This is a genomic window from Pseudomonas sp. NPDC096950, from assembly GCF_044762525.1.
Lineage (GTDB): Bacteria > Pseudomonadota > Gammaproteobacteria > Pseudomonadales > Pseudomonadaceae > Aquipseudomonas.
Genome location: NZ_JBIWEL010000023.1, coordinates 77,610 through 98,422 on the forward strand (window position 1 = coordinate 77,610; position 20,813 = coordinate 98,422).

Here is a 20,813-nt window from a genome sequence, read left to right on the forward strand (position 1 = left end):
ACTAAGCCACGCGAGAACGGGGGGCTATCCGAATAATGCCGGCACTATCAAACCCGAGACTAAATCTTTTCGAGCCATCGATTTCGGATAGAGCGTCCGGAGAAATCGGATAGAGAGTCGGGGCGCAAGGCTGCTAAATAGCCAGCCTTTTCAGCGTTATGACCGGGTACCCGATGATCAAGGCAAAGATCGACACCGCACCGACCGACGACCAGCCGGCCCTGGCGTTTGCGCGCATGGACACCCAGGGACGTATCACTGATTGCAACCCGGCGTATTGCGCCATGAGTGGCCGCAGTCGTCAGGCGCTGATCGGACAGCCTCTTGAGTTGATCGTGCATGAGCACATGCCTCGCCAAGTGTTCGGCAATTTGTTGCCTGTCACCTTGAGTGGCCGCCCCTGGTTCGCACCGATCATGGGTCGCGATCAGGGCGGCAAAGTGTTCTGGCGTGAGTTGTATGTCACGCCGCTGTATGAAGGTGATCGATTGTTTGCCCTGGGCGCGGTGTTTCATCCGTTGCGCGCCGACAGCCTGCCGCGTACTCAGGCGTTGTACCAGCGCTTGCACCAGGGCATGACGCCGTTCAGTGCCATGTCGCGCCTGCAGCGTCTGCTGGTCGCGGGCCTGCCGGTGTATGGCGTTGCACTCGGGATCGCGGCCGGGGTCTGGGCCGGGCACATCGAACCGTTGTTCAGCCCGGTGCTGCTGGCGATGTTGATCGCCACCTGCTGGCAGGCGGGCTGGCTCAACGCGCGTCACGTGCATCAGATGCTCCAGCGCAATCCACGGGTCTTCAGCGACCCGCTGCTGCTGCCGCTGTATGCCGAAACGCCGGGGCCGCTGGCGTCGATGGACATGGCCTTCGATAGCCTGAACGTGCGATTGCGCACCATCGCCGGGCGCATCCAGATCAACAGCGACACCTTGCTGGCCCGCGCCGACGAATCCCTGGCCATGGCTCGCAATCAGGGCGAGCGGCTGCAACGTCAGCTCAGCGAGACTGAGCAATCGGCAGCGGCCGTGCATGAGATCAGTGCGACGATCCAAGAGCTGTCGCGCAATCTGCAGCAGGCTGCGCTCGCGACACAAAAAGCCGATCACGTCGCTAACGACGGCCAGCACTTGGCCACTCGCAGCCAGGTGTCGGCGTGCACGTTGTTGAGCGGCGTCAGTGAAATCGGCGAGGCGGTGGGTGCCCTTGCCCAGTCGATCGAAGCCATCAGCGGTATCACCGAGGTCATTCACGACATCGCCGAGCAAACCAACCTGCTGGCGCTGAACGCGGCCATCGAGGCTGCGCGCGCCGGTGATAGCGGGCGCGGTTTCGCAGTGGTAGCCGACGAGGTGCGGGCCCTGGCATCGCGCACCCGGCAGTCCACCGAGCTGATCCAGCGTTCGATCGTGCAACTGCGCCAGGACAGCGAGCGGGCGCTGAATACAGCCCGGCGTGGCGAGTCGGCGGCCGGGGATGCCGGTGCCGACGTCGAGCGCGTGCAGCAGGCACTGGCGCATATCTCCCGGGAAGTCGAGCAGATCAACGGCATGAGCACGCAAATGGCGGCGGCCATCGAGGAGCAATCGGTGGTTGTCGATGAGGTGGGCCAGCAAATCACCGAGATTGCCGACCTCGCCCAACAAAGCACTCAGCAGGCGCAGCGTAGTGGCGAAATCGGCGAGGAGTTGCGCCAGTTGGCCCAGGCGCAACTGGACCTCGCCCTGCGCTTCAACAACGGCTGAGGCCCTGCTTCGGAAACGGATAGAGAAGGGCCCGAATCTGGATAGAGGCCAAGGCGGCGACGGCATTCAATGGATACACGCCCACACCATAAAAAGAGGTGATCTGATGAGTGACTATCGAACCAATGAGCAGTGGCAGGACTATGTCCGCGGCTGCCTCGATTTCCGTCCGGAGGCGGGGATCTATCGTGTGGCCCGTGACATGTTTACCGAGCCGCAACTGTTTGATCTGGAGATGGAGCTGATTTTTGAAAAGGCCTGGATCTATGCCTGCCACGAAAGTGAAATCCCCCAGGCCAACGACTTCATCACCGTCAAAGTCGGTCGTCAGCCGCTGATCATCACCCGTGACGCCAGCGGTCAGCTCAACGGGCTTATCAATGCCTGTCAGCATCGGGGCGCCACATTGACTCGCGTGGGCAAGGGTAACCAGTCCACTTTCACCTGTCCGTTCCACGCCTGGTGCTACAAAAACGATGGTCGGCTGGTCAAGGTCAAGGCCCAGGGCGAATACCCGGAGAGCTTCGACAAGGCGACGCGTGGCTTGAAGAAGTCGCGCATCGCCAGCTACAAGGGCTTTGTCTTTGTCAGCCTTGACGTCAACGGCACTGACTCGCTCGACGAGTACCTGGGCGACGCCAAAATATTCTTCGACATGATGGTCGCCCAGTCGCCCACCGGTGAACTGGAAATCCTGCCGGGCAAATCGACCTACAGCTACGAAGGCAACTGGAAGTTGCAGCACGAGAACGGCCTCGACGGTTATCACGTCAGTACCGTGCACTACAACTACGTGTCCACCGTGCAGCATCGCCAACAGGTCAATGCTGCCAATGGTGCGACGGCCGAAACCCTGGACTACAGCAAGCTGGGCGCCGGCGACGCCGAGACGGACGACGGTTGGTTTTCGTTCCTCAACGGCCACAGTCTGCTGTTCAGCGACATGCCTAACCCAAATGTCCGTCCTGGCTACGCCACTGTGATGCCACGGCTGGTGGCGTCCCATGGCCAGGAAGCAGCCGAGTGGATGATGCACCGCCTGCGCAACCTGAACATTTACCCCAGCCTGTTCTTCATGGACCAGATCAGTTCGCAGCTGCGCATTGTGCGCCCGGTGGCGTGGAACAAGACCGAAATCATCAGCCAGTGCATCGGCGTCAAGGGCGAGTCCGATGCCGACCGGGAAAACCGCATTCGCCAGTTCGAAGACTTCTTTAACGTTTCCGGCCTGGGTACACCCGACGATCTGGTTGAGTTTCGCGAAGCCCAGCGCGGTTTCCAGGCTCGTCTGGAGCGCTGGAACGAAATCACCCGTGGCAACCATCAATGGGTTCAAGGGCCGACTGCCAACAGTGAAGCGTTGGGCATTTCCCCGGTGCTGACCGGCACCGAGTTCACCCACGAAGGTTTGTACGTCAACCAGCACGGCACCTGGCAACGCCTGCTGCTCGAAGGTCTGCAACGTAAAGCCCTGCAGTTGAAGGAGGTATGAGATGAGCCAGGCCCTTCAGTATTCCGTGGAGCAATTCCTCTATCGCAAGGCCGAACTGTGCGACAGCCAGGATTGGGATGCCTACCTCGACCTGTTCGATGCGCAGAGCGAGTTCCACCTGCCGCAATGGGAGTCGGAACATGTCTACACCACTGACCCGAAACGCGGCATGTCACTGATCTATTACGCCAATCGCGGCGGGCTGGAAGATCGCGTGTTTCGCTTGCGCACCGGTAAATCCGCAGCCTCGACACCAATGCCGCGCACCCTGCACCAGATCAGCAATGTGCGCATCAAGGTGCGTGATGACGGCCAACTGGATGTGCGCGCCAGTTGGGTCACGTTCTACACCCGGCAAGCTGTGTCGAATCAGTTTTTCGGCCACGTCACCTATCGCCTCAAAGCGGATGGCGACAGCTGGAAGATCACGCGCAAACACATTGTCCTGCTGAACGACACGATCGATTCGGTCCTGGACTTTTATCACCTGTGAGCCGCGGAGCCGCTGCCATGAACCATAAAGTCGCCTTCAGTTTCGCCGATGGCAAAACCTTGTTCTTCGAGGCCGGCGCAAACGAACTGCTGCTCGACGCGGCGCTGCGCAATGGCGTGAACATTCCGCTCGATTGCCGCGAAGGCGTGTGCGCCACCTGCAAAGGACGCTGTGAGTCCGGGCAATACACCTTGGACTATGTCGACGATGAAGCCCTGAGCGAGCGTGACCTGGCACAACGCAAGATTCTTGCTTGCCAGACCCGTTTGCAGTCCGATGCGACCTTCTCCTTCGATTTCGACTCCAGCCTGTGCAACGCTGCCGGCACGCAAACCGTGCAGGGTGTGGTGACCGATATCGAGCTGATTTCGCCCAGCACGGCGATTCTGCATCTGGACGCCAGCGCCACCGAACAGCAAGTGGACTTTTTGCCCGGACAGTACGCGCGTATCCAGGTGCCTGGCACTTCGCAATGGCGTTCTTACTCCTTTGCCAATCGGCCCAATTCGCGCAATCAATTGCAGTTCCTGATCCGCTTGCTGCCGGACGGAGCGATGAGCAACTTTCTGCGCGAGCGGTGCCAGCCCGGCATGACGCTGGAGTTCGAAGCACCCCTGGGCAGTTTCTACCTGCGGCAAGTGGACAAGCCACTGGTACTGGTAGCGGGTGGTACGGGGCTGTCGGCGTTTCTGGGCATGCTCGACGAACTGGCGGAAGAAGGTGGTCGCGGCCACCCGGTGCAGTTGTTCTACGGCGTTACCCAGGATGCAGACGTGTGCGAGCTCCAGCGCCTGGACAGCTACCGGTCGCGGATTCCCGGTTTTGAATACCAGACCATTGTTTCGCAACCGTCGCAACAGTGGCAGGGTAAGGTCGGTTATATCCCCCAGTACTTCGATGTAGCGCAACTTGAAAGGCAACCTTTCGATATTTATATGTGTGGGCCGCCACCCATGGTCGAGGCCATTAAAGGCTGGTTGGATGAACAAGGACTGCACCGCTTCAACATGTATTACGAGAAGTTCGTAGACAGCAACTCCAAACAGTGAACCGTTGCACAGCACTGTTTTGGGGTTAAACAAACAACAATAAAAAGTTGTGCCGCCGGTTTGCCGGTGAATACCTGAGTTCCGCAGGGCGTCAGGCCCTGCACGTACAAAAATAATTATACGGAGCCCATGAGATGAACACTCAACCAAGAAACAGCCTTGCTTCACCTTCTGCCGCCACCTGAGTCCTGATTCGCCTTAGTTGTCGGTCGCCGTCCCTGAGTCGGTTGCCCGTATGACGAGTCCTGTTTAGCGGAGGTCGAAGGAGATCCCCATGAAAAAGTCAGCGATAGTGTTTTCCCTGTGCCTTGCAAGCGGTACACAACTTGCCCAGGCGTATGATTTACCCGCGGTCAACCTTGGGTTGACCAGTTTCCTCGATGGCGGCCTTCCCGCCGGCCCCGGTTGGTACTTCCAGGAGTACGGCATCGACTACAACGCCCATCGGCTCAACGATAACCGCGGTAACAACGCGCCGCTGCCCAAGACCGATGTGCACTTCCAGGCCATGGCTAGCCAACTCAGCTACTTGTCGGACGTACACTGGGGCAACGCAGCGCTGGGCTGGAACATGGTGCTGCCGATCGTCACCAAAATGGATGTCGATGATGGCCTCAACCACAACGCGATCAAGGCCCAGAGCGGTATGGGCGATCTGCTTTTCGGTCCGTTCTTCCAGTTCGACCCGATCATGGGCAAGGACGGTCCGAAGTTTATCCACCGCATCGAAGTGGACATGATCGCCCCCACCGGGGACTACGACTCGCACCATGACATCAACCCGAGCAGTCATGCCTGGTCCTTCAATCCCTATTGGGCCGGTACCTACTTTTTCACGCCGAAATGGACGGCGTCGGCCCGCCTGCACTACCTCTATAATTTTAAGAACGACGACCCCGGCTACGGCTATGGCGACGTCTCGGACGTGCAGGCCGGCCAGGCCATCCACGCCAACTTCGCCACCGAATATGCCGTCACCGACAAGTTACGCCTGGGGGTAAACGGTTATTGGCTCAATCAAATAACGGACACCAAAGTAGATGGCCACGAAGTGTCCGGTCGCAGGGAGAAAGTATGGGCCATCGGGCCGGGAGCGATGTACAGCTTCTCCAAGGATGACCATGTTTTTGCCAATGCTTATTTTGAACAGGATGTGAAGAATCGGCCGGAGGGCACGCGGTTGGTGTTTCGTTACACCCACCACTTTTAATCGAGCTGCGTTCTTTAATTCATAACTTACAGCCTGTTGGAGATAACAATGACTAACTCTAAAACGCTGCAAATAAAAGCGGCTGTGGTTCGCTCGAAAGGCGCGCCTTTTGTCATCGAGCCTGTGACGCTGCGTCGTCCTGAAGGCGATGAAGTGCTGGTCAAGATCGTTGCCACCGGCATGTGCCACACCGATATGATTATTCGCGACCAGTATTACCCGGTGCCACTGCCGGCCGTGCTGGGGCACGAAGGCTCGGGCATTGTAGAAGCGGTGGGACCCCAGGTTCGCGACCTTCAGGTTGGCGATCATGTGGTGCTGACCTATGGCAGTTGCGGTCACTGCCTGCCCTGCGCCGGAGGTTTGTCTTCCTACTGCAAGGATTTCTACAACCTCAACTTCAGTGGTGCAGACGCCCATGGCCAGTGCGCCATCGATGACGATCATGGGCATCCACTGCATGACCACTTCTTCTCGCAATCGTCGTTCGCCACCTACTCGCTGAGTCGTGAAAGCAACGCAATCAAAGTGTCGAAAGAAGCACCCTTGGCGTTGCTCGGTCCACTGGGTTGCGGCATCCAGACCGGCGCGGGCGCGGTGATCAACTCGCTCAAGGTTCGTCCTGGGAGCAGCTTCGCAGCCTTTGGATCGGGTGCCGTGGGCCTGAGCGCGGTCCTGGCCGCGAGGGTGGCCGGTGCCACTGTGATTATTGCGGTGGACGTCGTGCCTTCGCGCCTGCAACTGGCCCTGGAGCTGGGGGCGACCCACGTGGTGAACAGCAAGGACGGCGACCCGGTGGCGGCCATCCGAGAGATCACCGGCGGCGGTGTCGATTTCGCCCTGGAATCGACCGGTATTCCGGCGGTGTTGCGTCAGTCGGTGGATGCGTTGGGTGGCTTGGGTTGCGTGGGTGTGGTTGGCGCGTCGCACCTGGGCACGCTGGCGTCCTTCGACGTTAACGACTTGCTGATCTCCGGCAAGAGCATTCGCGGAATCTGTGAGGGCGACAGCGTGCCGCAGAAGTTCATCCCGGATTTGGTCAACCTGTACATGCAGGGACGTTTCCCTTTCGACAAGATGGTGAAGTTCTACCCGTTCGAGCAAATCAATGAAGCCGCTGCCGATAGCGAGCGCGGAGACACCCTCAAGCCGATTCTGATGATCGGCGCCTGACCGGCCAGGCATTTGCCCGGAACGAATCTGCCGCCGGAAACGGCGGCAGATTCGTTGCCATGGCGCTTCACGATTCTTTGACGAGCGCGTCACAGGGCTTTGACCGCCGTGAGCCGAAGCTATGAGCTCAATCCCTACTGCAGTGTCGCCCGAGCATGTCTCCCATCCGTTCTATTCTTCTGGTCTGTCCTCTGCTGTTGATATTTCTGACCGTGGCACCAGCCCAGGCTGACGATGCGGTACCTGTGCGTCCTGCGGAATGGGCCCAGCCGGTGGAGGCGAAATACAACCTCTTCCAAATGTCACCCACCCTGTACCGCAGCGCCTTGCCGGACAGCGGCGTCGTGCCGCTGCTGGAAAAACTCAAGGTAGGCACCGTCATCAGCTTCCTGCCTGAATCGGATTCCCGCTGGTTGTCCACGCCGGGCATTAACCTGATCCAACTGCCTTATCGCACCAATCACGTGGATGACGCGCAGGTCATTACGGCCCTTCGCGCGATTCAGGCTGCCGAGGCCAAAGGCCCGGTGTTGATGCATTGCAAACACGGCTCCGATCGCACTGGCCTGATGGCGGCGATGTATCGGGTGGTGGTGCAGGGGTGGACCAAGGAAGACGCGCTGAATGAAATGACCGAGGGCGGTTTCGGTGACAGCACCCACTTCAGGGACGGCGTCCGCTACATGATGCAGGCGGATGCCGACAAACTGCGCACCGCGCTGGCCAATGGTGATTGCAGCACCAGCCCGTTCGCCATGTGCTCGATGAAGAGCTGGTTCAAGTCAGCCAACGTCGAAAAGTAGAAAATTTGAAGCCACAATCCCTGTGGGAGCGAGCTTGCTCGCGAATACGGTATGCCATTCAGCATTTATGTTGACTGACACACCGCATTCGCGAGCAAGCCCGCTCCCACATGGTGATAACTCAATGTTGCTCGTCAGGCTTTTTCTTCAGCTTCGGGTTCGGGAAGAATTGCACTGCCTGAACCTTGGCGTCCGGCACTTTCAGCGCCGAAACGTTGACCCGCGTGCCCAATTCCTTGGGCACGGACAAACCTTGTTCGTTGAGCGTGTCGGAATAACCGCAGGCCACGCACTCACGGTGCGGGACCTCGTCTTCGTTCCACATCATCAACTTGTCCGGCTCGCTGCACGCCGGGCAGACCGCCCCGGCGATAAAGCGTTTTTTCGTAATCACAGGCCCCTCGCTCATGCTGCCGCGTCCTCACTCAGGCCGCTGTGGCGCAAGAGTGCGTCAATCGTTGGCGCACGGCCACGGAAGTCGACGAACAGCACCATTGGCTCCTGGGAACCACCGCGCGCCAGGATCGCTTCGCGGAAGGCGCGACCGGTGTCGGCGTTGAGTACGCCGTCTTCTTCGAACTTCGAGAAGGCATCAGCCGACAGCACTTCAGCCCATTTGTAGCTGTAGTAACCCGCCGCATAACCACCGGCGAAGATGTGCGCGAAGCTGTTCGGGAAACGGTTGTAGGCCGGCGGACGCATGACCGACACCTCGTCGCGCACGCCTTCGAGCACTTGCAGCACGCTGCGGCCGTCGCCGTGGGTGGCGTGCAGTTCGAAGTCGAACAGCGAGAACTCCAGTTGGCGCACCATCATCAGGCCGGACTGGAAATTCTTCGCGGCGAGCATTTTGCCCAGCAAATCTTGTGGCAGTGGTTCACCGGTTTCGTAGTGACCGGAAATCAGCGCCAGGCCTTCAGGCTCCCAGCACCAGTTTTCCATGAACTGACTTGGCAACTCGACCGCATCCCACGCCACGCCGTTGATGCCGGATACGCCGGCATGCTCGACGCGGGTCAGCAGGTGATGCAGGCCATGGCCGAATTCGTGGAACAGGGTGGTGACTTCATCGTGGGTCAGCAGCGCAGGCTTGCCGCTGTCGGCAGGCGTGAAGTTGCACACCAGATTGGCCACCGGGCTTTGCAGCACGCCACCGGCGGTGCGGCGCCGATCGCGAGCGCCGTCCATCCAGGCACCGCCGCGTTTGTTGGCGCGGGCGTACAGGTCAAAGAAGAAGCGGCCGACGTGTTGGCCGTTTTCCTTGATTTCGAACAGGCGAACATCCGGGTGCCAGGTGTCGAAGCCTTTCTGCTCGGCGATTTCGATGCCGTAGAGGCGCTGGACGATGGCGAACAGGCCGCCCAGTACTTTGTCGATCGGGAAGTAGGCGCGAAGTGCTTCCTGGGCAACGCTGTAGCGCTGTTCACGGAGTTTTTCACCGTAGAAACCGCTGTCCCAGCTTTGCAGGTCCGGGCAGCCTTGTTCGGCGGCGTAAGCCTTGAGCTGTTCCAGGTCCTGGGCGGCGAACGGCTTGCTGCGCTTGGCCAGGTCACGCAGGAAACTGAGAACCTGGTCGCTGGATTCGGCCATTTTGGTCGCCAGACTCAGTTCCGAGAAACTGGCGAAACCCAACAATTTGGCGAGTTCTTGACGCAGGTCGAGGATTTCTTCCATCACCGGGCTGTTATCGTTCTGACCGGCATTCGGGCCTTGGTCCGACGCACGGGTGCAGTAGGCGGCATAGACTTCTTCGCGCAGGGCGCGGTCCTGGGCGTAGGTCATCACCGCGTAGTAGCTCGGGAATTCCAGGGTGATCAGGAAGCCATCCAGGCCTTTGGCCTGAGCCGCGGCGGCCATTTGCGCCTTGGCCGAGTCGGTCAGGCCGGCGAGGGTCGCTTCGTCAGTGACGTGCTTGGTCCAGGCTTGTGTGGCGTCGAGCAATTGGTTGGAGAAGCGGCTGCCCAGTTCGGACAATTTGCTTTGCACTTCGGCGTAACGCTTCTGCTCGGTTTCCGGCAGGTCGATACCCGACAGGCGGAAGTCACGCAGGGCGTGTTCCAGGATAGTTTTCTGCGCCACGTCGAAACCAGCGGCTTCGGGACTGTTGGCCAGGGCTTCGAAGGCCTGGAACAGCTCGCGATTCTGGCCCATCTCGGTGGAGTAGGCGCTCAGCGCCGGCAGGCAGGACTCGTAGGCTTCACGCAATTCGGCGCTGTTGCACACGGCATTCAAGTGGCTGACCGGGCTCCAGGCCGCGCCCAGGCGATCATTGAGTTCATCCATCGCCAGCACCAGGCCGGCCCAGGTCGGTTGTTTGCCCTGAGTTTTGAGGATCTCGATAATGGCGGCGCGGTTGTCAGCCAGGATTTGTTCAATGGCCGGTTGCACGTGTTCGGCACGGATCGCCGAGAACGGCGGCAGGTCGTAGGACTGCAAAAGAGGGTTGTTCACGCTCACGGTTGGCACCTTGGCTGGAAGAAACATTGCCCCATCTTAATTACAATCGACACTCACCGCAGCTATCAGCGACAGAGAGAGAACCTATCGTGTCCCTTCGCAAGTATCTGAACCACACGCCGCTACTGGGCAAAGGCGCTTTTGTCGACGGCTCGGCGGTGGTAATCGGCGACGTAGAAATCGGCGAAGACAGCTCCGTCTGGCCGCTGACAGTGATCCGCGGCGACATGCACCGCATCCGCATCGGTGCGCGCACCAGCGTCCAGGATGGCTGCGTGCTGCACATCACCCACGCCGGCCCGTTCAATCCCGATGGCTTTCCCTGCCTGATCGGTGATGACGTGACCGTTGCGCACAAGGTCATGCTCCACGGTTGTTCGGTAGGCAGCCGGGTGTTGATCGGCATGGGCAGCATTGTCATGGACGGTGCGGTGGTCGAAGACGATGTGATCATCGGTGCCGGCAGCCTGGTGCCGCCGGGCAAGCGTCTGGAGAGTGGTTTCCTGTATGTCGGCAGCCCGGTGAAACAGATCCGGCCGCTGACCGACAAGGAAAACGCCTTTTTTACCTACAGCGCGGCGAACTACGTGAAGCTCAAGGACCTGCATCTGGCCGAAGGCTACGACCAGCTCTAAGCCGTCTCACAACTGCCCAGGAATTTTCATGCATTACCAAACAGTATTGTTCGACCTCGATGGCACTCTGACCGATCCGCGCGAGGGCATTACCCGCTCGATCCAATTCGCCCTGGCCAAACTGGGCATCGATGAACCCGACCTGACCAAACTCGAACACTTCATCGGTCCACCGCTGTTGCAGGCGTTCATGCAGTTTTACGAGTTCGACGAACCCAAGGCCTGGGAAGCGGTGAATTTCTATCGCGAGCGTTTCAAAGTGACCGGCCTGTATGAAAACCGAGTGTTCGACGGCGTTACTCCGCTGCTGGAAACCCTGAGCGGGCAAGGGCGGCAGTTGTATATCGCCACCTCCAAACCCTGGGTGTTCGCCCGGGAGATCGCCCGCCACTTCGACTTCGCCAAACACTTCAAAGTGATTTACGGCAGCGAACTGGACGGCACGCGGACCAACAAGGTCGAGTTGATTGCCCACTTGATCGCCGAAGAAGGCCTCGACCCGGCCAACACCCTGATGATCGGCGACCGCAAACACGACTTGATCGGCGCGCGAAGCAACGGCTTGGACGCCGCGGCCGTGGGTTACGGTTTTGGCAGTCGGGAAGAGCTGAGCGCCGAAGCACCGGCGTATCACTTCGAAACGCTGGAAGAGATGCATCAGGCGTTTTTGCAGCGTTAGTGCAATCCCCATCGCGAGCAACCTCGCTCCCACAGGATATGTGTTCGACACAAATCCCCTGTGGGAGCGGGCTTGCCCGCGAAGAGGCCGGATCAGCCACCGCTAATCTAAGACTCTGCCAACCCTTTCAACGCCGCCTTGCGCTCAACAACCGGCAACCCACCCAGCTTCTCCACCTCGGCATAAAACCTCACCCAATCCCCATCCACCTGCCGGAACAGCGCAGCAAACGCTGGCACCCATTGGTCGTACAAACCAAACGGCAGTAGCTTGGCATTGTTCATTGGTGCGTTGATCCACGCGTCGTAGCGTTTATCCCCGGCCCATTGGCTGTCGCGCATAGCTCGATAGTCGCTGCGTAGCCGTTCGAACTCTGCGGCTTTGCGCTGGCGCATCTGCTCGACGGCCAGGGGTTGGGCGTACAGGTGTTCAAGGCGTGTGCGGGTGTCCAGAACCAGCTGGGTAAGCTGATCGCGCTGTTGCAGCGTCGCGCCATTTTCCGGAGCGAGGCCCCGACTGGCGCGCCATTGCCGAGTGCCTTCCTGCTCGACAAACGTGGCAAAGGATTCGTTGAACTCGGTGTCGTCCTTCACATAGAAACGTTGATGGGCCAGTTCATGAAAGATCAGCGTTGCCAGTCGCTCATCGCCCCAATGCATCATCGAGCTGATGATCGGGTCGTTGAACCAGCCCAGGGTCGAGTAGGCCTCGACCCCGCCGATCGACACGTCCATGCCTTGCAGGCGCTGCAATGCCGCTTCGCCCCGGGCCGCGCTCTGGCTGTAGTAACCGCGATAGGCGACGCAACCGGCGATGGGGAAGCAATGGTTTTGCGGCTTCAGGGAAAATTCCGGCGTGACGAAGACATTCCAGACGACGTACGGCCGGCCAATGTCGGCGTACAGGCGATAGCTCTGGTTATCCGGCAGGTGCAACTGCTGGCTGGCGAACACCCGGGCCTTTTGCGACTGGGCCAGGTGCGCACGCAATTGCGCATCGCGTTGCGGATTGGCAATCACCTTGGCCACTGGCTCCCGGGCTCGCAGCAATTGCAGCTGACCACCGGCCAATTGGCTGTAGTAGCTGACGCTGGCGCAACCGTTGAGCAACAAAAACAACACACCCGGAAACAAAACGCGCAAAACGCGATCAAGTAACCCAAGGCTTGGAAGCGGCCTGATCAAAATAAGAACATCCCTGGAAAGTCTGCCCACAAGACTATCCCGCCACACTGGAGCTCCGCTATGCGCAAGTTGATGCTGACAGGGGGCCTGCTGACGCTGGCCGGTTGTGCCGGATTTGGCATGCCCGACCCTGATCCGTCCCAGGCGTGGATCGACCTGGCTTCAAAGCAGGAAGATTCGGCGCTGCAAGCGTTGAAGGTCGATGACAAGGCCGCCACTGACAAACGTTTCTTCGAAGTACAACCCGGCAGCCATGAGTTGAAGGTTCGTTACCAGTTCGCCGTTGAACCCACCAACATCGGCCCCGATTCCGGGCCGTTGTGGCGCGATTGCCAGCTGAGTGTGAAATTCAAGGATTTCAACGCCGGTCAGCGTTATTAACTGCAAGCAGGAAATATAGGTTTCCGGCCGTGGGCAAAGCTCTACGACCAGCAGCGAAAAGTCATCGGGCAGGCCACCCCCGCAGGCTGCCAACGTACGTGATCGGCGTTATGCTGAATGACCAATCATCGGGACATTCATCATGCGCAGGTTATTGCTGTTGCTTGGGGCGAGCGCTCTTTCCGGTTGCCTGAGTCCGCTGCCGGCCGTCGATCCACAGATGGCCTGGGTCGACATGTCTACGCCGACCCCCGGTGGCAAGTTGATGATGGCTGAACGCCTGGATAACCAGCGATTGACGGACGGGCGCTACTTTCAGGTCACCCCCGGCAGTCATGAGCTGAAGGTGCGCTTCGACTTTGAAGTGTTCACGGGCGGCTCGGGGTTCTTGAACGACTCCCCTGAGCGCTTGTGCTACCTGACCATTCGCTACGATCGATTCGAAGCCGGCCAGCGTTACATGCTGGAAGGTCGCTCCCTGGCCTTTACCCCCAGCGCCCGGCTGTATAACGCCAAGCGGGAGATCGTGGCCGAAGACCGGGAAGTCCTCTGCATCATCTGAGTCGGATCAACGATCGTTCTTTTGGTAGATGATGGCTTTTGTTCCGTTTTCGCAGGTGCCAACGATCATCGCTACATCATGCTTGGCAGCTTCTTCCTTGGTGACGATTTCCAGGGTGTAGGAGGGCACCGCGTTGGCCTGAATCTTTATTTCGATCTCATTCTTCAGTTCTTCGCAGTCTTTGGTCGCGGCCAGGGCCGAAGTGGCCAGCGCGCAACAGATAATCGCCAAGGCAAAACGTTTCATGGTGAAGCTCCCTTTAAGCAGCGCGCATGTCTATGCGCTGAAGCTGCTGTCATTTATTCGACCACAGTTTTGCGAAGCGAGTTCTGATATCAGTCACAACCTACGGTTTCAGCGTTGGCGTTGTGTCGTTTGTCAGGCCGCTTTCGCGAGCAAGCCCGCTCCCACATTTTGGAATGCATTCCAGATGTGGGAGCGGGCTTGCTCGCGAAGGCGCCAGTGCAATCAACGCCTATTCAAAGCCAAATGAAGATCAGCTAACCAACGTGGCATCCAGGCTGATCTTCGCATTCAACACTTTGGAAACCGGGCAGCCTTCTTTGGCTTTGTTGCTCAGTTCTTCAAATTGCGCCTGGGTCGCCCCAGGGATTTTCGCCTTGAGGATCAGTTTCACCGCAGTGATCGCAAAACCACCGTCGACCTGATCCAGCGTGACCTCCGCATTGGTATCGATGCTGTCAGCCTTGAGGCCCGCATCGCCGAGGATCATCGAAAATGCCATGGAGAAACAGCCCGCGTGGGCCGCGCCGATCAGCTCTTCCGGATTGGTGCCCTTGCCGCCTTCGAAACGGGCCTTGAAGCCGTAGGGCGCTTCTCTGAGAACACCGGTTTCCGTGGAAATCGAACCGATGCCGGTTTTCAGGTCACCTTCCCAATGAGCCGATGCTTTCTTCGTGATAGCCATGTCTGCCTCCTCAAGATCCGGCGCGGAATGTCGCGCCTTCGTGGTTTTCGGTTGCTAAGGGTTCTGAGGATAGAAGACTTGGCAAAGTTCACCTTGTCGGATCAAACCGCTTATCTGGTAGGCAAATTCATGTCTGCTATTGAAACTCGGGTATATGCCCTCATTGCATAGGGAACGCTTTTAGACTCGGCAGGTTTTCACTCGTGAAAAAAACCTGCGCCCCATTGGAGAAGCAGGTTTATGAAACGACTGTCCGATATCAAGTACTCAACCCTCGACCTGGTGCCCGTGCGTGAGAACGGCAGCGCAGCCCAGTCGCTGCGCAATTCCCTGGACCTGGCGCAGCACGTCGAAAAATTCGGCTACAACCGCTTTTGGGTCGCCGAACACCACAACATGGACGGCATCGCCAGCTCCGCGACCTCGGTGCTGCTCGGTTACCTGGCCGGTGGCACTTCGACCATTCGCGTTGGCTCCGGTGGCGTGATGCTGCCCAACCATGCGCCTTTGGTGATCGCCGAACAGTTCGGCACCCTTGAAAGCCTCTACCCCGGCCGTATCGACCTGGGCCTGGGCCGCGCCCCCGGCTCCGATCAGATGACCGCCCGCGCACTGCGCCGTGAACGCTCCGGCAGTGCCGACGACTTCCCCGAAGACGTGGCAGAACTGGTGCGCTACCTCGGTCCGCGCACGCCGGATCAACGAATCATCGCGATGCCAGGCACCGGCACCAATGTCCCGGTGTGGTTGCTGGGTTCGAGCCTGTTCAGCGCACAACTGGCCGGTGAACGCGGTTTGCCCTACGCCTTCGCCTCGCATTTCGCACCGCGCTTCATGCATGAGGCGATTCGCGTCTACCGCAATCACTTCAAGCCGTCGGCGGTTCTGGACAAGCCTTACGTGATGCTCGGCGTGCCATTGGTGGCGGCCGACACCGACGAACAGGCCGATTACCTGGCGACCTCGGTCTACCAACGCATCCTCGCGCTGATGCGTGGCCAGAGCCTGGTGCAACGTCCGCCGGTGAAAACCATGGACGGCTTGTGGTTGCCCCATGAAAAAGAGGCGGTCGGCGATTTCCTTGGCCTGGCCATGGTCGGCAGCCCGCAGAAAATCCGCGCCAAGCTGGAAGTACTGATCGAGCAGACCCAGGCTGACGAGTTGATCTTTACCTGCGACCTGTATGAACACGCCGATCGCGTGCATTCCTACGAGTTGCTGGCGCAGGTCATGAAAGGCTGACGCGCAAACTGCGGACACAAAAAAGCCGACGCCAATGCGTCGGCTTTTTCATTTGAGCAAGAATCAGCCTACTTGGTGTAGACGATGACTTTGGTGCCTTTCTCACAGGTACCGACGACTTTACCGCCAGCCGTCGCGCCTTTATCGGCGATTTCCAGCGAATAACCGGCAACGCCCTTGGCGTCCAGTTTCGCGGCAATTTCAGCTTTCAGCTCTTCACACGACTTGCCGTCAGCAAAGGCGGTTCCTGCAAGGCTCAACAAACCTACTGCCAAAATAAACTTCTTCATCGGTTGCATTCCCTGGTCGGATCAATAGGGGCACCCGGCGATCAGCCAGGTGCACACATGTAGCGCTTTGCCATTCCCTATGGCACTCGGCCAGCGCGCAAGTTCAGAAGCCTAGCTCAAACTCAGCTGCTGGCAATCCGGAACCCGACTTTCAAGGTCACCTGGAAGTGGGCTGCCTTGCCGTCCTTGATGTGGCCGCGGGTCTCGGTCACTTCGAACCATTCCAGATGCTTGAGGCTTTTGCTGGCTTCGGCCAGCGCGTTGTTGATTGCATCTTCGATGCTGGTAGGGGACGAGCCGACCAGCTCGACTTTCTTGTAGGTGTGATGGTCAGTCATAGCGTTCTCCTTGGGGTATGAAATACAGCCTAGCAGTGATTTTTCGTATTACTTCTGTCGGTCATTCCCACAGCAAAGTTCAGATTTACTGCACTTTCTCAAACCCCTGAAGTCCCAACCAACACACGCTACTCATCACCAATGAAGGAGAGCCACCATGGCCAACACCTCTTTACGTAAAGCCTCATTGCAAAGCATGGAAGCCGAGATCGAGAGTCTTCTCAAGTCGCTGGAAAACCTGAAGGACGACGCCTCGGACGAGTCGCGTAAAACCCTCAAGGCGCTGAAAAGCAACGCTGAGAACGCGCTGAAGCATTCTCGCCATCTGCTGAGCGACGCTTACGAAGAAGTCAAAGTGAAAACCCGCGAAACCGGGATCGCAACTCGGGACTACGCCCAGGAACACCCTTGGACTACAGCCGGTGTCGCCGTTGGCGCACTGGGTCTGCTCGCGGCTTACCTGTTGTGCAAACGCGGCGACTAATCCGCTTGGCGCAGCTCATTCTTGAGCCACTGCGCCAATTGCCGAGCGCGCCCGTCCGCGGCGCGCTTGGGTAGCCACAACGCCAGTTGCGCCGGGGTTTCACTGAAACCCCACGGCGCAACCAGGCGGCCGGCCTTCAAATCTTCGGCCACCAGTGGCTCAGGGGCAATCGCCACACCCAGCCCCGCCACCGCCGCTTCCAGCAAATAATACAAATGCTCGAAACCCTGACCGTACTTCAACGCCTTGGCGTCGAGGCCGCTTTGCTGCGCCCAGCTCGGCCAGGCCTGCGGACGCGAGGTGGTGTGCAGCAGTGGCTCGCCTAACAGCGCACTGGCCGGTGCCTGTTGCAGACGTTCGTAACCCGCGAAGCGTGGGCTCATGACCGGGCCGATGCGTTCGCTGGCCAGTTCATAGACTTGCATGTCCGCCGGCCACGGTGGCTCGGCAAACACCAGCAAGGCGTCCAGCCCCGGACGGCGTGGATCGAGATCACCTTCCCCGGCCGACAGGTGCAGGCGCAGGTCCGGCAAGTCCGCATTCAATCGCCCCAGGCGCGGAATAAACCAGCGCGCCAGCAAACTCCCCGAGCAGCCGAGCACGAAGGGTGCATCGGCGGTGCTTTGGGTCAGTTCGGCGCAGACGGTGCGCAATCGCTCGAACGCCTCAGCGCTGGCATCACGCAAACGGATGCCGGCATCTGTGAGTTTCAGGCCACGCCCTTCCTTGATGAACAGGCTGACGCCAAGGTGTTCTTCAAGCACCTTCAGTTGTCGGCTGACCGCGCCATGAGTGACGTGCAGCTGTTCGGCGGCCTGACTGACGCTGTTCAGGCGGGCAGTGGCTTCGAAGGCGCGAAGGGCGTTCAGCGGGGGGAGGTCGTGGCTCATGGGATCTGTGAGTTTTCCTGACAGGTTTCGGCGATCTTATCGGTTTTCAGAGCGAAACGTCAGGGGTAGAGTGAGCGTCATTGTCATCACACGAATCCAACTGGAGCGACCCATGACCCAGACTAATCTGCGCAACGGCCCCGATGCCAACGGCCTGTTTGGCTCGTTCGGCGGCCGTTACGTCGCCGAAACCCTGATGCCGTTGATCCTCGACCTGGCCCGTGAATACGAATTGGCCAAGGAAGATCCGGCATTCAAAGAAGAATTGGCTTACTTCCAGCGCGACTATGTCGGTCGTCCAAGTCCGCTTTACTACGCTGAACGCCTGACCGAATTCTGCGGCGGCGCGAAGATTTACCTCAAGCGCGAAGAGCTGAACCACACCGGCGCGCACAAGATCAATAACTGCATCGGCCAGATCCTGCTGGCGCGGCGCATGGGCAAGAAACGCATCATCGCCGAGACTGGCGCCGGCATGCACGGCGTGGCAACCGCCACCGTGGCCGCGCGTTTCGGTCTGGATTGCGTGATCTACATGGGCACCACTGATATCGAACGTCAGCAGGCCAACGTGTTCCGCATGAAGCTGCTGGGCGCCGAGGTGATCCCGGTGGTCGCTGGTACCGGCACCCTGAAAGATGCGATGAACGAAGCCTTGCGTGACTGGGTGACCAACGTTGACAGCACCTTCTACCTGATCGGCACCGTCGCCGGTCCGCATCCATACCCTGCAATGGTTCGCGACTTCCAGGCCGTGATCGGCAAGGAAACCCGTACACAACTGCAAGACCAGGAAGGCCGCCTGCCGGACTCCTTGGTGGCGTGCATCGGCGGTGGTTCCAACGCCATGGGCCTGTTTCACCCGTTCCTGGACGACAAGAGCGTCGAGATCATTGGCGTCGAAGCGGCCGGTTACGGTATCGAGACAGGCAAGCACGCGGCCAGCCTGAACGGCGGCGTACCGGGCGTGTTACACGGCAACCGCACCTTCCTGCTGCAGGACGATGACGGCCAGATCATCGACGCTCACTCGATCTCCGCTGGCCTCGACTATCCGGGCATCGGTCCTGAACACGCCTGGTTGCATGACATCGGCCGCGTCCAGTACACCTCAGTGACCGACGACGAAGCCCTCGATGCGTTCCACAAATGCTGCCGTTTGGAAGGGATTATTCCTGCACTGGAAAGCGCCCACGCCTTGGCCGAAGTGTTCAAACGCGCACCGAACCTGCCGAAGGATCACCTGATGGTGGTCAACCTGTCCGGTCGTGGCGACAAAGACATGCAAACCGTGATGCACCACATGGAACAATCGAAGCAGGAGAAACACTGATGAGCCGCCTGCAAACGCGCTTCGCCGAACTCAAGGAACAGAACCGCGCCGCCCTGGTGACCTTCGTCACCGCCGGCGACCCGAGCTATGACACCTCCCTGGCCATCCTCAAGGGCTTGCCGGGCGCTGGTGCCGACGTGATCGAGTTGGGCATGCCTTTCACCGACCCGATGGCCGACGGCCCGGCGATCCAGTTGGCCAACATCCGCGCCCTCGGCGCCAAGCAGAACCTGGCGAAAACCCTGCAAATGGTTCGCGAGTTCCGTGAAGGCAATACCGAGACGCCGCTGGTGCTGATGGGTTACTTCAACCCTATTCACATGTATGGCGTTCCGCGTTTCATCGCTGATGCCAAAGAGGCCGGTGTTGACGGCTTGATCGTGGTCGACCTGCCGCCGGAACATAACGGTGAGCTGTGCGATCCGGCTCAGGCTGCCGGCCTGGACTTTATCCGCCTGACCACGCCGACCACCGATGACGTGCGCCTGCCGACCGTTTTGAACGGCAGCTCCGGTTTCGTCTACTACGTGTCTGTGGCCGGTGTGACCGGTGCGGGCGCGGCCACGCTGGAGCATGTCGAAGAAGCCGTCGCACGTCTGCGTCGCCATACCGACCTACCGATCAGCATTGGTTTCGGGATTCGTACACCGGAGCAAGCGGCGTCCATCGCGCGTCTGGCGGACGGTGTGGTGGTGGGTTCGGCACTGATCGATCACATCGCCAATGCCTCGACACCGGACCAGGCCATCGACGGCGTGCTGAGCCTTTGTGCCGCGCTTTCCGAGGGCGTGCGTAAGGCCCGGGTCAGCTGAAGGTAAAGTTCTTGATACAGAGGAATTAGCGCCTCGCCCCACACACTAAACAGCAAGACCGAGGGATTCAGGACGTCGTTCTGAATCCCTTTTTGCTGTTTGTGCAGTGAGGAAACCCCCGATGAAAATGCCGAAACGTCTGATTGCCAGCCTGGGCGTACTGATGCTCAGTGCGACACCGTTGCTGCACGCCAGCGCCGACCAGCGCGACGATCACGACCACGGCGGCCCGCAGCAGGGCCAACACGACAATCACGGTGACAATCGCGGCGACGATCACCGTGGCCCGCAGGACAACCATCGCGGCGGCCCTCCGCCACGGGACTTTGGCCCGGTGCGCCAGACCATTCATGATAATCACGGTTATTTCGTACGCGGTGCGCCGCCGCCTCCGGGCATTCGTCTGGAACGCGGTCGCCCGTTGCCGCACGGTTATTACGGCGAACGCCTGGATGGCCGAGCCCTGGGCCGGTTGCCGCAATATCAGGGTTATGAGTGGCGTCGGGCCGGTGGCGATATTGTGTTGATCGCCGTGGGGACCGGGATCGTTTATGAAATTCTGGATAACGTGTTGAACTGATCGATTCCACTTCCGCAGGCTGAGCACAGCTTATGTAGCAGCTGGCGAAGCCTGCGTTC

At 59.4% G+C, this 20,813-nt stretch carries 23 protein-coding genes and 1 pseudogene; 16 read left to right on the forward strand and 8 right to left on the reverse strand.

All coding sequences use genetic code 11. From position 1 onward, the window contains the following. Positions 1-173: 173 nt before the first annotated feature. From ACIQY3_RS27240 to ACIQY3_RS27270, 7 genes are all read left to right on the forward strand, one after another. Complete coding sequence (locus ACIQY3_RS27240; protein ID WP_403025986.1) at positions 174-1,739, forward strand: methyl-accepting chemotaxis protein; 1,566 nt, start codon at positions 174-176, stop codon at positions 1,737-1,739. Between the two features lie 106 nt (positions 1,740-1,845). After that, complete coding sequence (gene antA, locus ACIQY3_RS27245; protein ID WP_403025988.1) at positions 1,846-3,231, forward strand: anthranilate 1,2-dioxygenase large subunit; 1,386 nt, start codon at positions 1,846-1,848, stop codon at positions 3,229-3,231. A 1-nt stretch (position 3,232) separates the two neighbouring features. Then, a complete protein-coding gene (gene antB, locus ACIQY3_RS27250) occupies positions 3,233-3,724 on the forward strand; it encodes an anthranilate 1,2-dioxygenase small subunit (protein WP_403025990.1) in 492 nt (163 codons plus the stop codon). 17 nt (positions 3,725-3,741) lie between these two features. Beyond that, on the forward strand, positions 3,742-4,773 hold the full coding sequence (gene antC, locus ACIQY3_RS27255; RefSeq protein WP_403025992.1) for an anthranilate 1,2-dioxygenase electron transfer component AntC: 1,032 nt from the start codon (positions 3,742-3,744) through the stop codon (positions 4,771-4,773). A gap of 274 nt (positions 4,774-5,047) precedes the next feature. Continuing rightward, the gene (locus ACIQY3_RS27260) at positions 5,048-5,983 is read left to right on the forward strand and encodes a transporter (protein WP_403025994.1); all 936 of its coding nucleotides are present in this window, start codon (positions 5,048-5,050) and stop codon (positions 5,981-5,983) included. Between the two features lie 48 nt (positions 5,984-6,031). Continuing rightward, the gene (locus ACIQY3_RS27265) at positions 6,032-7,156 is read left to right on the forward strand and encodes an NAD(P)-dependent alcohol dehydrogenase (RefSeq protein WP_403025996.1); all 1,125 of its coding nucleotides are present in this window, start codon (positions 6,032-6,034) and stop codon (positions 7,154-7,156) included. Positions 7,157-7,311: 155 nt separating this feature from the next. Further along, on the forward strand, positions 7,312-7,959 hold the full coding sequence (locus tag ACIQY3_RS27270; protein ID WP_403025998.1) for a tyrosine-protein phosphatase: 648 nt from the start codon (positions 7,312-7,314) through the stop codon (positions 7,957-7,959). Positions 7,960-8,080: 121 nt separating this feature from the next. On the opposite strand, the gene ACIQY3_RS27275 is transcribed toward ACIQY3_RS27270, so the two are convergent. Both ACIQY3_RS27275 and prlC read right to left on the reverse strand, forming a co-directional pair. Further along, positions 8,081-8,368 (reverse strand): YheV family putative zinc ribbon protein, encoded by a 288-nt coding sequence (locus ACIQY3_RS27275; protein WP_123408468.1) that lies wholly within the window; start codon positions 8,366-8,368, stop codon positions 8,081-8,083. After that, a complete protein-coding gene (prlC, locus tag ACIQY3_RS27280) occupies positions 8,365-10,443 on the reverse strand; it encodes an oligopeptidase A (RefSeq protein WP_403026001.1) in 2,079 nt (692 codons plus the stop codon). Before prlC ends, ACIQY3_RS27275 begins: the two co-directional genes overlap by 4 nt. A gap of 62 nt (positions 10,444-10,505) precedes the next feature. Between prlC and ACIQY3_RS27285 the strand changes: the two genes are divergently transcribed. Together ACIQY3_RS27285 and ACIQY3_RS27290 are read left to right on the forward strand one after the other, a co-directional pair. Beyond that, the gene (locus tag ACIQY3_RS27285) at positions 10,506-11,051 is read left to right on the forward strand and encodes a gamma carbonic anhydrase family protein (protein WP_403026003.1); all 546 of its coding nucleotides are present in this window, start codon (positions 10,506-10,508) and stop codon (positions 11,049-11,051) included. Positions 11,052-11,079: 28 nt separating this feature from the next. After that, positions 11,080-11,730, forward strand: coding sequence for an HAD family hydrolase (locus tag ACIQY3_RS27290; RefSeq protein WP_403026005.1), 651 nt, complete (start codon positions 11,080-11,082; stop codon positions 11,728-11,730). Positions 11,731-11,837: 107 nt separating this feature from the next. Here ACIQY3_RS27290 and ACIQY3_RS27295 read toward each other — a convergent pair whose 3' ends face one another. Then, positions 11,838-12,914, reverse strand: coding sequence for an aminopeptidase (locus tag ACIQY3_RS27295; protein WP_403026007.1), 1,077 nt, complete (start codon positions 12,912-12,914; stop codon positions 11,838-11,840). Positions 12,915-12,974: 60 nt separating this feature from the next. Between ACIQY3_RS27295 and ACIQY3_RS27300 the strand changes: the two are divergent. Then, a pseudogene (locus ACIQY3_RS27300) lies at positions 12,975-13,397 on the forward strand (hypothetical protein). A 40-nt stretch (positions 13,398-13,437) separates the two neighbouring features. Then, positions 13,438-13,857, forward strand: coding sequence for a hypothetical protein (locus tag ACIQY3_RS27305; RefSeq protein WP_403026009.1), 420 nt, complete (start codon positions 13,438-13,440; stop codon positions 13,855-13,857). 6 nt (positions 13,858-13,863) lie between these two features. Here ACIQY3_RS27305 and ACIQY3_RS27310 read toward each other — a convergent pair whose 3' ends face one another. Both ACIQY3_RS27310 and ACIQY3_RS27315 read right to left on the reverse strand, forming a co-directional pair. Beyond that, positions 13,864-14,103 (reverse strand): DUF1161 domain-containing protein, encoded by a 240-nt coding sequence (locus ACIQY3_RS27310; RefSeq protein ID WP_054617208.1) that lies wholly within the window; start codon positions 14,101-14,103, stop codon positions 13,864-13,866. A gap of 250 nt (positions 14,104-14,353) precedes the next feature. Further along, a complete protein-coding gene (locus tag ACIQY3_RS27315; RefSeq protein WP_008152515.1) occupies positions 14,354-14,785 on the reverse strand; it encodes an OsmC family protein in 432 nt (143 codons plus the stop codon). Positions 14,786-15,025: 240 nt separating this feature from the next. Here ACIQY3_RS27315 and ACIQY3_RS27320 point away from each other — a divergent pair, with 240 nt between their 5' ends. Further along, positions 15,026-16,027: an LLM class flavin-dependent oxidoreductase gene (locus ACIQY3_RS27320; RefSeq protein WP_403026012.1), complete on the forward strand. Its 1,002-nt coding sequence runs from the start codon at positions 15,026-15,028 to the stop codon at positions 16,025-16,027. Positions 16,028-16,095: 68 nt separating this feature from the next. On the opposite strand, the gene ACIQY3_RS27325 is transcribed toward ACIQY3_RS27320, so the two are convergent. Both ACIQY3_RS27325 and ACIQY3_RS27330 read right to left on the reverse strand, forming a co-directional pair. After that, positions 16,096-16,317, reverse strand: coding sequence for a DUF1161 domain-containing protein (locus ACIQY3_RS27325; protein ID WP_403026014.1), 222 nt, complete (start codon positions 16,315-16,317; stop codon positions 16,096-16,098). A 122-nt stretch (positions 16,318-16,439) separates the two neighbouring features. Further along, positions 16,440-16,655: a dodecin gene (locus ACIQY3_RS27330; RefSeq protein WP_054047931.1), complete on the reverse strand. Its 216-nt coding sequence runs from the start codon at positions 16,653-16,655 to the stop codon at positions 16,440-16,442. Positions 16,656-16,812: 157 nt separating this feature from the next. Here ACIQY3_RS27330 and ACIQY3_RS27335 point away from each other — a divergent pair, with 157 nt between their 5' ends. Further along, positions 16,813-17,139: a YqjD family protein gene (locus ACIQY3_RS27335; protein ID WP_054047930.1), complete on the forward strand. Its 327-nt coding sequence runs from the start codon at positions 16,813-16,815 to the stop codon at positions 17,137-17,139. On the opposite strand, the gene ACIQY3_RS27340 is transcribed toward ACIQY3_RS27335, so the two are convergent. Then, complete coding sequence (locus tag ACIQY3_RS27340) at positions 17,136-18,029, reverse strand: LysR family transcriptional regulator (protein WP_403026017.1); 894 nt, start codon at positions 18,027-18,029, stop codon at positions 17,136-17,138. The genes ACIQY3_RS27335 and ACIQY3_RS27340 overlap by 4 nt on opposite strands. A 112-nt stretch (positions 18,030-18,141) precedes the next feature. On the opposite strand from ACIQY3_RS27340, the gene trpB reads away from it, so the two are divergent. From trpB to ACIQY3_RS27355, 3 genes are all read left to right on the forward strand, one after another. Then, on the forward strand, positions 18,142-19,362 hold the full coding sequence (gene trpB, locus ACIQY3_RS27345) for a tryptophan synthase subunit beta (protein ID WP_403026019.1): 1,221 nt from the start codon (positions 18,142-18,144) through the stop codon (positions 19,360-19,362). Further along, on the forward strand, positions 19,362-20,174 hold the full coding sequence (trpA, locus tag ACIQY3_RS27350) for a tryptophan synthase subunit alpha (RefSeq protein ID WP_133835136.1): 813 nt from the start codon (positions 19,362-19,364) through the stop codon (positions 20,172-20,174). The genes trpB and trpA overlap by 1 nt, the downstream gene beginning before the upstream one ends. A gap of 121 nt (positions 20,175-20,295) precedes the next feature. Further along, a complete protein-coding gene (locus ACIQY3_RS27355) occupies positions 20,296-20,754 on the forward strand; it encodes an anti-virulence regulator CigR family protein (protein WP_403026020.1) in 459 nt (152 codons plus the stop codon). Positions 20,755-20,813 lie beyond the last annotated feature (59 nt).